Consider the following 13,816-nt stretch of genomic DNA (forward strand, 5'->3'; position numbering starts at 1 on the left):
GGTTCGCTCCGCGGGAAGGGCGCGTGGGGGCGCTTTCGTGCAGGTGAGACGAGGCGCACACCTCCGGTGGGGCGGGCCGGTTGCGCCTTTGAGCTCGGTTCCGCCCCTTGTCCGGCGAGTGCGGGTCGTTCGTGGCTGGGCGCGCCCACGCGGCGGAGCCGCAGATGGATACCGCTCCGCGCCCCTTACGCCGGTGCCCCCGCCCGGAGATTCCGGGCGGGGGCACCGACGTACTGCACTGACCGGCGACTACAGGCCCAGCTCGACCTCGAACTCGCCTGCCTCCAGGATGGCCTTGACCGCCGTCAGGTAACGGGCCGCGTCGGCGCCGTCGACCAGGCGGTGGTCGTAGGAGAGGGTCAGGTAGGTCATGTCGCGGACGCCGATGACCGTGCCCTCCTCGGTCTCGATGACCGCCGGGCGCTTGACCGTGGCACCGATGCCGAGGATCGCGACCTGGCCCGGCGGCACGATGATCGTGTCGAACAGCGCGCCACGCGAACCGGTGTTGGAGATGGTGAAGGTCGCGCCGGACAGCTCGTCCGGAGTGATCTTGTTGGCGCGGACCTTGCCCGCCAGCTCCGCCGTGGCCTTGGCGATGCCCGCGATGTTGAGGTCGCCGGCGCGCTTGATGACCGGGGTCATCAGGCCCTTCTCGGAGTCCACCGCGATACCGATGTTCTCGGTGTCGAAGTAGGTGATCGTGCCCTCGGCCTCGTTGATCTTGGCGTTGACGACCGGGTGGGCCTTCAGCGCCTGGGCGGCGGCCTTGACGAAGAACGGCATCGGGGAGAGCTTGACGCCCTCACGGGCCGCGAACGCGTCCTTGGCCCGGGCGCGCAGCTTCATCAGACGGGTGACGTCGACCTCGACGACCGACGACAGCTGGGCCTGCTCGTGCAGCGCCTTGACCATGTTGTCGCCGATGACCTTGCGGATGCGGGGCATCTTGACGGTCTGGCCGCGCAGCGGGGAGACCTCCAGCGCCGGGGCCTTCCGGGCGGCGGCCGGAGCGGCAGCGGCGGGAGCCGGAGCTGCGGCGGCGGCCTTGGCGGCCTCGGCGGCGGCAAGGACGTCCTGCTTGCGGATGCGGCCGCCGACGCCGGTGCCCTTGACGGTGGACAGGTCGACGCCGTTCTCGGCGGCGAGCTTGCGCACCAGCGGGGTCACGTACGCGCCCTCGTCGGTCGGCTGGGCGGCGGCCGGAGCGGCCGGCGCCGGGGTGACCGGGGCGGGGGCGGGCGCCGGGGCGGGAGCCGGAGCCGCGGGCTGGGCCGGGGCCGGGGCCGGGGCGGGCGCGGCCGGGGCGGCGGGAGCCGGGGCCGGAGCGGCCGGAGCCGCGGGGGCGGCCGGGGCCGGGGCGGCGGGGGCCGGAGCCGGGGCGGCCGGAGCCGGAGCCGCGGCGGGGGCGGCACCGGGGGCGCCGATGACGGCGAGCTTGGCGCCGACCTCGGCGGTCTCGTCCTCGCCGACCACGATCTCCAGGAGCACGCCGGAGGCGGGCGCCGGGATCTCGGTGTCGACCTTGTCCGTGGAGACCTCGAGCAGCGGCTCGTCGGCCTCGACGGAGTCACCGACGGCCTTCAGCCAGCGGGTGACGGTGCCCTCGGTGACGGACTCACCGAGCGCGGGCAGGACCACGTCCGTGCCCTCGGCGCCACCGGCCGGGGCGGCCGGAGCGGCGGCGGGGGCCGGGGCGGCCGGGGCCTCGGCGACCGGGGCCGGGGCGGGCTCGGCGGCCGGAGCCGGAGCCTCGGCGGCGGCCGGGGCCGGAGCCGCGGCGGGGCCGCCGGTGCCGTCGTCGATGACGGCCAGCTCGGCGCCGACCTCGACCGTCTCGTCCTCGGCGACCTTGATGGAGGACAGCACACCGGCGGCGGGGGAGGGGATCTCGGTGTCGACCTTGTCGGTCGAGACCTCGAGCAGCGGCTCGTCGGCCTCGACGCGCTCGCCCTCGGCCTTCAGCCAGCGGGTGACAGTGCCCTCGGTGACGCTCTCACCGAGCGCCGGAAGGGTTACGGAAACCGCCATGGTTTCGGTTGCTCCTTACGAAGTGCGGAAGTCTGTGTCGTCGCGCCCGAAGACTGAAGGCGTCAGTCGTGGGAGTGCAGCGGCTTGCCGGCCAGGGCCAGGTGGGCCTCGCCGAGCGCCTCGTTCTGCGTCGGGTGGGCGTGGATGAGCTGGGCCACCTCGGCCGGCAGGGCCTCCCAGTTGTAGATCAGCTGGGCCTCGCCGACCTGCTCGCCCATGCGGTCGCCGACCATGTGGACGCCGACCACCGCACCGTCCTTGACCTGGACGAGCTTGATCTCACCCGCGGTCTTCAGGATCTTGCTCTTGCCGTTGCCCGCCAGGTTGTACTTGAGAGCGACGACCTTGTCCGCGCCGTAGATCTCCTTCGCCTTGGCCTCGGTGAGACCGACGGAGGCGACCTCCGGGTGGCAGTACGTCACCCGCGGCACACCGTCGTAGTCGATCGGGACGGTCCGCAGACCGGCCAGGCGCTCCGCCACCAGGATGCCCTCGGCGAAGCCGACGTGCGCGAGCTGGAGCGTGGGGACCAGGTCACCGACGGCGGAGATGGTCGGGACGTTGGTCCGCATGTACTCGTCGACGAGGACGTAGCCGCGGTCCATGGCGACCCCGGCCTCCTCGTAGCCCAGTCCCTGGGAGACCGGGCCGCGGCCGACGGCGACGAGCAGCACCTCGGCCTCGAACACCTTGCCGTCCGCGAGGGTGACCCTGACACCGTCCTGGGTGTACTCGGCCTTCTCGAAGAAGGTGCCCAGGTTGAACTTGATGCCGCGCTTGCGGAAGGCCCGCTCCAGCAGCTTCGAGGAGTTCTCGTCCTCGACCGGGACCAGGTGCTTCAGGCCCTCGATGACCGTGACGTCGGCGCCGAAGGACTTCCAGGCGGAGGCGAACTCGACACCGATGACGCCGCCGCCCAGGATGATCGCGGACTTCGGCACGCGGTCCAGGACCAGGGCGTGGTCGGAGGAGATGATGCGGTCGCCGTCGATCTGGAGGCCCGGCAGGGACTTCGGCACGGAACCGGTCGCCAGGAGGACGTGGCGGCCCTGGATCCGCTCACCGTTGACGTCCACGGAGGTCGGGGAGGACAGCCGGCCCTCACCCTCGATGTAGGTGACCTTGCGGGAGGCGACGAGACCCTGCAGGCCCTTGTACAGGCCGGAGATCACCTCGTCCTTGTACTTGTGGACCGCCGGGACGTCGATGCCCTCGAAGGTGGTCTTGACACCGAACTGCTCGCTCTCGCGGGCCTGGTCGGCGATCTCGCCCGCGTGCAGCAGGGCCTTGGTGGGGATGCAACCCCGGTGCAGGCAGGTACCGCCGACCTTGTCCTTCTCGATCAGGGCGACGTCCAGGCCCAGCTGTGCCCCGCGCAGGGCCGCGGCGTAACCACCGCTACCACCGCCGAGGATCACTAGGTCGAAAACGGTGCTGGCGTCGTTCGCCACGTCACGTCCTCCATGCATGTGCGCCGTGCGCCGGTCGTCGGTGACCGGTCGGCGGCTGGTGTCCGGCCGCTCGTTCTTCGGCCCTTAGGTGGGGGCCCTGTCCTGCCGACGCCCATCTTCGCACTTGTCGGGAGCGGAAGGGACGCGGGGCCGGGGTGTGAGACGTACCACCCGGTTGCCGCAACCGGACGAAACGGCCCCGAGTGCGAGAGGCACCCGGGGCTGTCGTGGCAGAGGAACGGAGGTCAGCCGAGGTCGCCCGAAGCCGTGAGTTCGGCGAGCCGGACCAGCGTGCGCACCGCCGAGCCCGTGCCGCCCTTGGGCGTGTAGCCGAAGGGACCCTGCTCGTTGAAGGCCGGGCCGGCGATGTCCAGGTGCGCCCAGGTGATGCCGTCGCCGATGAACTCGCGCAGGAACAGACCGGCGACCAGCCCGCCGCCCATGCGCTCGCCCATGTTGGCGATGTCGGCGACCGGCGAGTCCATGCCCTTGCGCAGGTGCTCGGGCAGCGGCATCGGCCAGGCCTCCTCGCCGACCTCCTCGGCCGCCTCGTGGACCGCGGTGCGGAACGCCTCGTCGTTCGCCATGACGCCGAAGGTGCGGTTGCCCAGCGCCAGGACCATCGCGCCGGTCAGGGTCGCGACGTCCACGATCGCGTCGGGCTTCTCCTGCGAGGCGGCCCACAGCGCGTCCGCGAGCACCAGCCGGCCCTCGGCGTCGGTGTTGAGCACCTCCACCGTCTTGCCGCTGAACATGCGCAGCACGTCACCGGGGCGGGTGGCGGAACCGGAGGGCATGTTCTCGGCCAGCGCCAGCCAGCCGGTGACGTTGACCTCCAGGCCGAGGCGGGCGGCCGCGACGACGGCGGCGAACACCGCGGCGGCGCCGCTCATGTCGCACTTCATCGTCTCGTTGTGGCCGGCCGGCTTGAGCGAGATGCCGCCCGAGTCGTAGGTGATGCCCTTGCCGACCAGCGCCAGGTGCTTCTTCGCCTTCGAGGTGGTGTACGACAGCTTCACCAGCCGCGGCGCCGACGCCGAGCCGGAGCCGACGCCCAGGATGCCGCCGTAGCCGCCCTTGGCGAGCGCCTTCTCGTCGAGCACCTGCACCTTCAGGCCGTGCGCCTTGGCCGCGTCCTGCGCGATGGCGGCGAACGCGGCCGGGTTCAGGTCGTTCGGCGGGGTGTTGACCAGGTCGCGGGCGCGGTTGAGCTCCTCGGCCACGGCCGTGGCGCGCTCGATCGCCGCCTTGTAGGCCCGGTCGCGGGGCTTGCCGCCGAGCAGCACGACGTCGGCGAGCGGCGCCTTGCCGCCCGCGGACTTGGCGTCCTTGCCGTTCTCCTTGTACGTGTCGAACGAGTAAGCGCCGAGCAGCGCGCCCTCGCCGACCGCGCCGGCGTCGGCGGCGTCCGTCAGCGGCAGCAGGAACGCGGCCTTCTTCGACCCGGCCAGCGCACGGGCGGCCACACCGGCGGCCCGGCGCAGCGCCTCGCCGTCGTAGCCGGCGTCCTTCTCGGGCTCCGCGCCGAGGCCCACCGCCAGCACGAGCGGGGCCTTGAAACCGGCCGGCGCGGGCAGCTTGGTCACCTCGCCCTCGGCACCGGAGGCGCCGAGGGTCTCCAGGACGTCGGCGAGCTTGCCGTCGTACGCCTTGTCGACGGCCTCGGCGCCCGGTGCGACGACCGGGCCCTTGGTGCCCTTGGCGACGCCGACGACGATCGCGTCGGCCCGCAGGCCGGGCGCCCCGGCGGTGCTGAGAGTGAGAGCAGTCACGGTGGTGAAATCTCGCTTCCCTGTAAAAGGTGATGTGGCCGAATGCGGGTGGGGTCGACCGCCCCGACGACCGACCCTAGATCCCTCCTGCGGGGCGGTCTTCACCCGGGCAGGCAAACACCCGGCACGAGCCTACGCGCGTTGCTTCGCCGACCGTGTCCCGCGGGGTTCACCCGGCGGCGGCGTCGCCGTCACCCTCCGATCCTCGCACCGTACGCCCCGGGGCGCGGCTCGGGGCAACTCCCGCCCGTGCGGGGAGAATCGGCGATGATCGTCGGGTGTACGTTCCCGCGCATCGCCCCGCCATAGCCCGTACGACGAGACGCCCGGTCCTCCTCGTCGCCCTGCTCCTGCTGCTCGCCGGCTGCGCCGGCCACCGCGGCGAAGACGGCGGACCCGGCGGGAACGGCGGTTCCGGGAAGGACGCCACGCCCTCCGCCGCGAAGCGCTGGCAGCCGCGCCCCGGAACCAGCTGGCAGTGGCAGCTCAGCGGCCGGCTCGACACCTCGGTACGGGCGGAGGTCTACGACATCGACGGCTTCGACCACTCCGGGGCGACCGTCGCGCAGCTGCACCGCAAGGGCCGCAGGGTCGTCTGCTACGTCTCCACCGGCGCCTGGGAGGACTTCCGGCCGGACGCGGACAGGTTCCCGAGGTCGGTGCTCGGCCGGGGCAACGGCTGGAAGGGCGAGCGCTGGCTCGACATCCGCCGTACCGACGTGCTGAGGCCCCTGATGGCGGCCCGCCTCGACATGTGCCGCGAGAAGGGGTTCGACGCGGTGGAGCCGGACAACATGGACGGCTACCGCAACCGCACCGGATTCCCGCTCACGGCCGCCGACCAGCTCCGCTACAACCGTCTCGTCGCCGAGCTGGCCCACGACCGGGGCATGGCGGTCGGCCTGAAGAACGACCTCGACCAGATCCCGCAGCTCGTCGGGGACTTCGACTTCGCGGTCGACGAGCAGTGCGCCCAGTACGGCGAGTGCGCGAAGCTCGAGCCCTTCGTCGCCGCCGGCAAGGCCGTGTTCCACGTCGAGTACGAGCTGCCGACCGCCCGCTTCTGCGCGCAGTCCCGCCGCCTGGGGCTCAGCTCACTGCTCAAGAAGTACGAACTGGGGGCGTGGCGCCGGGCGTGCTGAACCCCGTCGCCGGTCCGGTGGGCGTGCCGGTCCCGAGCCCGAGTCCGGTGACCGCCGTACCCGCCACCCGGTCGGCCAGCGACCGCCGGCCGGGGAAGAGGACGGGCAGGGCGTTGAACAGGAAGACCAGCACGGCCACCACCCACACCAGCACCGACAGCAGGAAGTGCCCCTCGATCAGCAGCACACAGGCCACGGCGTAGACGGCGACGTCGGCCGTGGTGGTGACGGCGGCGCGCACGGCGGCGTGGCGGGCCCTGCGCGGGGTGACCTTCAGCCCCAGCAGCCCCTTGCCGATGGTGCGTCCGGCAAGGGCCAGGCACCCCCACTGGTAGAGGAAGGCGGCCAGCACCAGCAGCCCGAACGCCTCCTCCACGTAGAGCACGACCTTGTCCCACAGCGACAGTCCGAGGTGCTCCGAGACGCCGATGACATCTCCGCGCGAGGTCAGCAGGTCCAGGCCGCCGCGGGTGGCGAGTTCGGGCACGTCGGTGACGAGCGCGGACATCCGGTGGAAGGTGAGCACGGCGAGCGCGGAGGCCGCCGCGACCACCAGCGCGAAGTCGATGAACCAGGCCACGGCACGGCGCAGCTTCGGCACGGACATCCCCCCGATCACAGCACTGTCTGTCTTTTCGGCGGCTCAGGCTAGCGGGGGGACGGGGCCGTCCGAAGGGATCGGCGGAGATCGTTTCAGCCCAGTGACAGAAGGACCAGGGCGGTGGTGGCCGCCGTCTCCGCGAGGGCGCCGAAGACGTCTCCGGTCACGCCGCCGAAGCGGCGCGTGCAGTGGCGCAGGAGGAGCTCGGCGACGAGCAGGGCGGCGATCACCGCGCCCGCGGCGAGCAGGGCGGTGCGTGTCCCGAGGCCGGCTCCCGCCGCGCCGGCCGCACCCGTGACGACGAGGGCGGCCCCCAGCGCGCCTGCCACCGGGACCACTCCCGCGACGGCCGCCCCCAGCCCCTCCGGACGGGCGGCCGGCACTCCGCGGCGCGCGGCCAGGGTCAGCGCCAGCCGGGCGGTGGTCGCCGCGACGACGGCGGCCAGCGCGCCGTGGGCCCACGAGTCGCCGTAGGCCCGCGCCAGGGCGGCCATCTGTGCGAGCAGCACGAGGACGAGGGTGATCACCCCGAAGGGGCCGATGTCCGACTGCTTCATGATCCGCAGCGCGTCCTCGGCGGGCTTGCCGCTGCCGAGTCCGTCCGCGGTGTCGGCGAGACCGTCCAAGTGCAGGCCGCGGGTCAGCACGGCGGGTACGGCGGCGGTGGCGACGGCGGCGAGGAGCGGACCGGCGCCGAGGAACAGCAGCACCAGACCCGCCGCGGCGGCGGCCACGCCGACGACCAGCCCGGCGACCGGCGCGCAGAGCATCCCGCCGCGCGCCGCGCCACGGTCCCAGCGGCTCACCCGGACCGGAAGGACGGTCAGCGTCCCGAAGGCGAACCGGAGACCGTGCAGCGCGGGCATCCGCGAGGACGGCACGGAGGGAGGGGACGGGGAGGCGGAGGGCGGCGAGGGTGACGAGGGCGACGAAGGGGAGGAAGGCGCGGACACGCGGGCAGGTTACGGGACCGGCGCGCAGCCGGCCGCGGGCGGGCGGGTCCCCGGCGGGCGCGGCACACTACACACATGGGGCACTGGCTGTACCGCAACATCGTCGAGCCCGGGAAACTGCCCCTGCTCCTCGCCCTCGGCGCCTTCGTCGTGACGTTCCTGGTCACCCGGGTCATCACCCGCCTGATCCGGGCCGGGAGGGGGCCCTTCGGCAACGTCAGGGCCGGCGGGCTGCACATCCACCACGTCGTCCCCGGTGTCGTCCTCAGCGTCCTCGGCGGTTTCGGCGCGGTCGCCAGCGGCCGGCACGGCTTCGGAGCGGCGGCCTTCGCGGTGGTCTTCGGGATGGGCGCGGGCCTGGTCCTGGACGAGTTCGCGCTCCTTCTGCACCTGGACGACGTCTACTGGAGCGAGGCGGGCCGCAAGAGCGTCGAGGTGGTCGTCCTCACCGCGGCACTGGTCGGGCTGGTGCTCGCGGGCTTCTCCCCGTTCGGTGTCAACGACATGACCGCGGACGAGCTGCAGGACCGGGGGACGGTCATCTCCGGCGTGGTCGTGAACTTCGTGTTCTCCCTGGTGGCCCTCGGCAAGGGCAAGTTCCGGCTGGCCGTCCTCGGGGTGATCGTCCCCTTCCTCGCCCTGGTCGGCGCCGTCCGGCTGGCCCGCCCCGACTCGTACTGGGCCAGGCACTTCTACCGCCGCCGCCCGCGCGCCCGCGTCCGGGCCGCTCTGCGAGCCCAGCGCCACGACCGCCGCTGGGACCGTCCCCGCCGCGCGGTTCAGGACTGGATCGGCGGCAGACCCGACGCGCGGTCGGCCCGGCTGCCGGGGCCGGGGCCAGGTCCGGACGGTGAGTGAGGGACCCGGCCCCCATGCCCGGGCCACCGGCGCCGTACGGCGGACAGCGCGCACACCAGTGCCACGGCCGTGAGCGCCGCCAGGTGCTCCCGGCCCGCCAGGTTCTCCTTCAGCGCCACCTCGACCGCCATCGCCGCGGTCACCGCGCCCGCCGTGACGTACGCGCCGTAACGCCAGCCGAGGTACACCGCGAGCCCCACCACCGCGGCGGACGGGCCGGTGTCCACCACGTGCGCCTCGGTGCGGGGCAGGCCCAGCGGACTGCCGGGGCCCAGCGCGATCCCCAGGCGCGCGTACAGGGTGCCGGCGAGCGTGGCGACGTAGGCGACGGCGAGGGTGCGCCACCGGCCCAGGCAGATCTCGGCGACGCCGAACACGCCCAGGATCTGCGCCAGCGCCCCGTACACCGGCAGGTCCGGGGCCGGCACGAACAGCGACATCGGGGTGCGCAGCAGGGACAGCCAGAGCGGGTCCTCGGCCCGTACGGACCCGACGCGGTGGACGAAGCCGCGGCCCCAGGGCTGGTTCTGCGCGTACTGGAGCAGCGCCGTCAGGCACACCGCGGCGAGCGTCGTCGGGACCGCCCGCAGGCGGCGCCGCAGCAGCGGCTCGCGCACGGTGTCGTACACGAGCCCCCACTCGGCGCGGGCCCAGCGGGCGAGCGTCCTCATCAGGCCTTCCCCGGCATCCTCATCGCGGTGTCTCCAGGTGCCCGCGGTGCAGCCACCTGGGCAGGCCCGGCGTGCCGGGCCCTGCCGCCAGGAAGCCCTCCGCGCGTGCCGCCGCGAGGCCGATGCGCGGCAGGTCCGCGCTCTTCTCGAAGAGCAGGAACCGTGGCTCCCAGATGGGCCGGTACTTGGCGTTGGCGCGGTACAGCGACTCGATCTGCCACCAGCGGGAGAAGAAGCTGAGCAGCGACCGCCACAGCCGCAGCACCGGTCCGGCGCCGAGGCGCGCGCCGCGCTCGAAGACCGAGCGGAACACTGCGAAGTTGAGGGAGACCTGGGTGACCCCGATCTCGCCGGCGCGGCGCAGCAGTTCGAGCACCATGAACTCCATGAGCCCGTTCTCGGCGTGCCGGTCGCGGCGCATGAGGTCGAGGGAGAGCCCGTGCGGCCCCCACGGCACGAAGGAGAGCAGCGCCTTCAGGTCGCCGTGGGCGTCGTGGCACTCCAGCATCACGCACTGCCCGTCCGCGGGGTCCCCGAGCCGGCCCAGCGCCATGCTGAACCCGCGCTCGGTGGCCCCGTCCCGCCAGTCGTCCGCACGTTCGATCAGATACGCCATCTGGTCCGCGGGGATGTCCTCGTGCCGCCGGACGCGCACCGTGTACCCGGCCCGTCGCACCCGGTTGCGGGCCTGCCGCACGGTGCGCATGGCCCGTCCCTCCAGGGTGAACTCGGCGACGTCCACCAGGGCCTCGTCGCCGAGCTCCAGGGCGTCCAGCCCGTGCCGGGCGTAGACCGTGCCCGCCTCCTCGCTCGCGCCCATCACCGCCGGGATCCAGCCGTGCGCCCGCGCCTGGTCCAGCCAGGGTCCGATGGCGCCGGGCCAGGCCTCGGGGTCGCCGATGGGGTCACCGGAGGCGAGGCTGACGCCGCCCACCACGCGGTAGGCGACGGCGGCCTTGCCGGTGGGCGACCAGATGACGCTCTTCTCCCGGCGCAGCGCGAAGTAGCCGAGAGAGTCCCGCTCGCCGTGCCGCTGGAGCAGCTCCCGCAGCCGCTTCTCGTCGTCCGTGGTGAGCGGGTCGACGGCGCGCCGGGAGCGGAAGGCGGCGTAGAGGACGGCGAGGACGAGGGCGGTGGACAGCGCGTTGACGGCGACGTTCGCCCAGTTGGGGGTGGCGATGCCGGGGAAGTGGGCCTCCGGTGCGGCGACCGAGACCAGCCGCAGCGTGCCGTAGTGCCAGCGCTGGAGGAACGTGGAACGGGCCGCGTCCGCCGCATGGTTGGTGACCGTCACCAGCAGTGCGGCCAGCAGCGAGGCCGACAGTGCCCCGCCCACGGCTACGGCGGCGGCCAGGCGGGGGTTGGCGCGGTCGCCCTTGGCGTAGAACTCGCGCCGCCCGAGCAGCAGCGCGGCGACGAAGGCGGCGGTCAGCGCCAGGGAGACCCAGTTCTGGACGGAATCGCGGACCTCCGGGAACGTCGCCTGGGCGAACGCGAACAGCGCCAGGAACGGCCCGCTCAGCCCGAGGTTCAGGATCCAGGCGGCCCGCTTGCGGCGGCGCATGGTGACGGCCAGGAACGCGGTGAAGACGCCGGAGGCGAAGCCGGCGGTGAGCAGATACGGCGTGAAGAGGTCCTGCTGGTTGTGGCGCCGTACGTCCTGGCCCAGGGAGACCCACACCGCGCTGAGGAAGTTGAGGAACGCGACGGCCCGCAGGTACCAGACGGCGAACGCGGCGGCCCGCCGCGCGCTCGCGCCACCGGGACGGACGGGTACGACTCGGGCATCTCCCATGAAGGTTGATCATATGGGGGCTCTTGCGGCGAACGTCCGTTTTGTCGACGGTCCGTCACCGCAAGAGCGGGCACGAGAGGTGTGTCGCCCGGGGTGCCGGCCGGGGTGTCAGCCGGGGCGCCGCCGCACGGGCCCCGCGTCCCGTGTCACTCCGAGCCGTGCCCGGCCGCGTCCTCGTCCGGCTTCTCCTCTTCCTTCTCGGCTTCCTCGGGGGTGGCCTCGGGAAGCTCCGCCGCCAGTGCCGCCGCGGCCTGGACCAGCGGCAGCGCCAGCAGCGCGCCCGCGCCCTCGCCGACGGTCACCTTGTGGTCGAGCAGCGGCTCCAGCGCCATCCGGTCCAGGGCCTTGGCCTGGCCCGGCTCCCCGCTGCTGTGCCCCGCCAGCCACCAGTCCGGCGCACGGAACGCCACCCGCTGCCCCACCAGGGCGCACGCGGCCGAGACCACGCCGTCCAGGATCACCGGCAGCTTGCGCACCGCGCACTGCAGCAGGAAACCGGTCATCGCGGCCAGATCGGCCCCGCCCACCGTCGCCAGCAGCCGCAACTGGTCCCCGAGCACGGGCCGGGCCCGCCGCAGCGCGTCCCGGATCGCGGCGCACTTGCGCATCCACGCCAGGTCGTCGATCGGCTCACCGCCGCGCCCGGTCACCACGGACGCGTCCGTTCCGCACAGCGCGGCGATCAGCACCGCCGCCGCGGTGGTGCCGCCCACGCTGACGTCGCCGAGCACCACCAGGTCCGTACCGGAGTCGGCCTCCTCGTCGGCCACCGCGATGCCGGCCCGGAACGCGGCCTCCGCCTCGTCGAGGGTCAGCGCGTCCTGGATGTCGATGCGTCCGCTGCCGCGCCGCACCCGGTGCCGTACGACGTCCTCGGGCAGCGTGTCGGGAGCGCAGTCCAGGGCCATGTCCACCACCCGCACCGGCACCCCGAGCCGCCGGGCCAGCACGGACACCGGCCGGCCGCCCTCCAGGACCGCCCGCACCAGCCGCTCGGCACCGCCCGCGGGCCGCGCCGAGACGCCGAGTTCCGCGACGCCGTGGTCACCGGCGAAGAGAACCACCCGCGGCCGTTCGACCGCCCGCACCGGCACGGCGCCCTGCGCCGCGGCCAGCCACTCACCCAGGTCGTCGAGGCGGCCCAGCGAACCGGGCGGCACGATCTGACGCTCCCGGCGCGCCTCGGCGTCACGGCGCATGCCGCCGTCCGGACGCTCGATCAGATCGGTGAAGTCGTCGAGATTCAGCGAGCTCATTCGCCGAACAGTACCGGCCCCGCTCGAACACGACCGAGCCACGTCGCCACCACACCCGTACGGCGTCTTCCCGACCAAGATCCCGATCTCATACGTTCCCTTTGCAGTGAATTGTCGCGCTGGGCCGCCGACATCGGTCGCGCGGGCCGGCGGTTCACCGCCGTACACCCTCTCGCCCCACCGGGAGCCGCCCATGCCGCCCCTGCCGTACGCCTCGCGGGCCTGCGACCCGCGCCGCATCGCGTACGCCGCCGAACTCGCCCAGGGCACCGACCGGTTCCACGAGCCGCGCCGCGAGAACTGCCCGTGGTGCGGCTCGGCCCGGCTGCGCACCCGGCTGCGGGCGCCGGACCTGCTCCAGCACAAGCCCGGCAGGTTCGCGCTCGACCAGTGCGGTGACTGCGGGCACGCCTTCCAGAACCCCCGGCTCACCCCGGAGGGGCTGGCCTTCTACCGCCGGGACCACGACGAGACCGGCCCCGGCGGCCTCCCGCACCAGGTGCTCGCCGCCCGCCGTGACCGGCGCCGCCACCGCGCCGACGCGCACCTGATGCGGAACGTGGGGGAACCGGAGAGCTGGCTCGACGTCGGCACGGGCCACGCCCACTTCCCGGCGGCGGCCCGCGAGGTGTTCCCGTACACCTCCTTCGACGGGCTCGACCCGACGCCGCGCGTGGAGGCGGCCCGCGCGGCCGGGCGGATCGAGGAGGCCCACATCGGCCATCTGGCCGACCCGCACATCGCGGACCGTCTGCGCGGCCGCTACGACGTGGTCAGCGTGTTCCACCACCTGGCCCACGCCCGCGACCCCCGCGCGGAACTGCGCGGCGCCCTCGGCGCGCTACGGCCCGGAGGCCACCTCCTCGTCGAACTCCCCGACCCGCGCAGCCTGTTCGCCCTGCTGCTGGGCAAGTGGTGGCTGCCCCACGGCCAGCCGCGCCATCTGCATCTGCTGCCCCTGCACAACCTCCGCGCGGAACTGGAGTCCGCCGGCTGCACGATCCTCGTCACCGACCGCCGCACCCCCCACACCCCCAACGACCTGTCGGCGGCCCTCGCCCTGGCCCTCACCCACGCCCTGCCCGCCCCCGACACCCCCTGGCGCGACACCCCGCCGGGCCCCCTGAGCCGCGCCCTGCGAGCGATCCTCTCCACCGCCACCACCCCCCTGGTCGCCGCGGCGGCGGCCGCGGACCTCCTCCTGTCCCCGCTCCTGCGCCGCACCCCCGGCCTCTCCAACGGCTACCGCATCGTCGCCCGGAGAGACACATAGCCGCACCGGGGCC

General features: G+C 73.7%; 11 protein-coding genes. 3 read left to right on the top strand and 8 right to left on the bottom strand.

Translation table 11 applies throughout. From position 1 onward, the window contains the following. Positions 1 to 249 precede the first annotated feature (249 nt). From sucB to IE318_RS25375, 3 genes are all read right to left on the bottom strand, one after another. Positions 250 to 2,031, bottom strand: a complete 1,782-nt coding sequence (gene sucB / locus IE318_RS25365; RefSeq protein WP_189903955.1) for a 2-oxoglutarate dehydrogenase, E2 component, dihydrolipoamide succinyltransferase — start codon at positions 2,029 to 2,031, stop codon at positions 250 to 252. Positions 2,032 to 2,093: 62 nt separating this feature from the next. Continuing rightward, the gene (lpdA, locus tag IE318_RS25370) at positions 2,094 to 3,482 is read right to left on the bottom strand and encodes a dihydrolipoyl dehydrogenase (protein WP_189903958.1); all 1,389 of its coding nucleotides are present in this window, start codon (positions 3,480 to 3,482) and stop codon (positions 2,094 to 2,096) included. Positions 3,483 to 3,727: 245 nt separating this feature from the next. Further along, positions 3,728 to 5,254: a leucyl aminopeptidase gene (locus IE318_RS25375; protein ID WP_189903960.1), complete on the bottom strand. Its 1,527-nt coding sequence runs from the start codon at positions 5,252 to 5,254 to the stop codon at positions 3,728 to 3,730. 278 nt (positions 5,255 to 5,532) lie between these two features. On the opposite strand from IE318_RS25375, the gene IE318_RS25380 reads away from it, so the two are divergent. Next, positions 5,533 to 6,396, top strand: coding sequence for an endo alpha-1,4 polygalactosaminidase (locus IE318_RS25380; RefSeq protein ID WP_229903735.1), 864 nt, complete (start codon positions 5,533 to 5,535; stop codon positions 6,394 to 6,396). Here the strand turns inward: IE318_RS25380 and IE318_RS25385 are convergent. Continuing rightward, entirely contained in the window at positions 6,356 to 7,003 is a 648-nt protein-coding gene (locus IE318_RS25385; protein WP_189903962.1) for an RDD family protein, read from the bottom strand. The two genes, IE318_RS25380 and IE318_RS25385, sit on opposite strands and share 41 nt — an antisense overlap. A gap of 86 nt (positions 7,004 to 7,089) precedes the next feature. Next, a complete protein-coding gene (locus IE318_RS25390; protein WP_189904010.1) occupies positions 7,090 to 7,863 on the bottom strand; it encodes an adenosylcobinamide-GDP ribazoletransferase in 774 nt (257 codons plus the stop codon). Between the two features lie 162 nt (positions 7,864 to 8,025). On the opposite strand from IE318_RS25390, the gene IE318_RS25395 reads away from it, so the two are divergent. Beyond that, positions 8,026 to 8,808, top strand: a complete 783-nt coding sequence (locus IE318_RS25395; protein WP_189903964.1) for a hypothetical protein — start codon at positions 8,026 to 8,028, stop codon at positions 8,806 to 8,808. On the opposite strand, the gene IE318_RS25400 is transcribed toward IE318_RS25395, so the two are convergent. From IE318_RS25400 to cobT, 3 genes are all read right to left on the bottom strand, one after another. After that, entirely contained in the window at positions 8,730 to 9,479 is a 750-nt protein-coding gene (locus IE318_RS25400; protein WP_189903966.1) for a hypothetical protein, read from the bottom strand. The two genes, IE318_RS25395 and IE318_RS25400, sit on opposite strands and share 79 nt — an antisense overlap. Before the next feature lie 19 nt (positions 9,480 to 9,498). Beyond that, positions 9,499 to 11,274 carry a phosphatidylglycerol lysyltransferase domain-containing protein gene (locus IE318_RS25405; protein WP_189903967.1) on the bottom strand — a complete coding sequence of 592 codons (1,776 nt, stop codon included), beginning with the start codon at positions 11,272 to 11,274 and terminating at the stop codon, positions 9,499 to 9,501. A gap of 146 nt (positions 11,275 to 11,420) precedes the next feature. Further along, complete coding sequence (cobT, locus tag IE318_RS25410; protein ID WP_189903969.1) at positions 11,421 to 12,530, bottom strand: nicotinate-nucleotide--dimethylbenzimidazole phosphoribosyltransferase; 1,110 nt, start codon at positions 12,528 to 12,530, stop codon at positions 11,421 to 11,423. A gap of 193 nt (positions 12,531 to 12,723) precedes the next feature. Between cobT and IE318_RS25415 the strand changes: the two genes are divergently transcribed. Continuing rightward, positions 12,724 to 13,803: a class I SAM-dependent methyltransferase gene (locus tag IE318_RS25415; protein WP_030181932.1), complete on the top strand. Its 1,080-nt coding sequence runs from the start codon at positions 12,724 to 12,726 to the stop codon at positions 13,801 to 13,803. The last annotated feature ends 13 nt before the right edge of the window (positions 13,804 to 13,816 follow it).

It is taken from the genome of Streptomyces spiralis, from assembly GCF_014654675.1.
GTDB lineage: Bacteria > Actinomycetota > Actinomycetes > Streptomycetales > Streptomycetaceae > Streptomyces > Streptomyces spiralis.

Bases quoted from the DNA above. Each gene is read 5' to 3' on its own strand.
- IE318_RS25385 (WP_189903962.1), bottom strand. From the start codon at position 7,003: ATGTCCGTGCCGAAGCTGCGCCGTGCCGTGGCCTGGTTCATCGACTTC.
- IE318_RS25395 (WP_189903964.1), top strand. From the start codon at position 8,026: ATGGGGCACTGGCTGTACCGCAACATCGTCGAGCCCGGGAAACTGCCC.
- IE318_RS25415 (WP_030181932.1), top strand. From the start codon at position 12,724: ATGCCGCCCCTGCCGTACGCCTCGCGGGCCTGCGACCCGCGCCGCATC.
- cobT (WP_189903969.1), bottom strand. From the start codon at position 12,530: ATGAGCTCGCTGAATCTCGACGACTTCACCGATCTGATCGAGCGTCCG.
- IE318_RS25400 (WP_189903966.1), bottom strand. From the start codon at position 9,479: ATGAGGACGCTCGCCCGCTGGGCCCGCGCCGAGTGGGGGCTCGTGTAC.
- sucB (WP_189903955.1), bottom strand. From the start codon at position 2,031: ATGGCGGTTTCCGTAACCCTTCCGGCGCTCGGTGAGAGCGTCACCGAG.
- IE318_RS25405 (WP_189903967.1), bottom strand. From the start codon at position 11,274: ATGGGAGATGCCCGAGTCGTACCCGTCCGTCCCGGTGGCGCGAGCGCG.
- IE318_RS25390 (WP_189904010.1), bottom strand. From the start codon at position 7,863: ATGCCCGCGCTGCACGGTCTCCGGTTCGCCTTCGGGACGCTGACCGTC.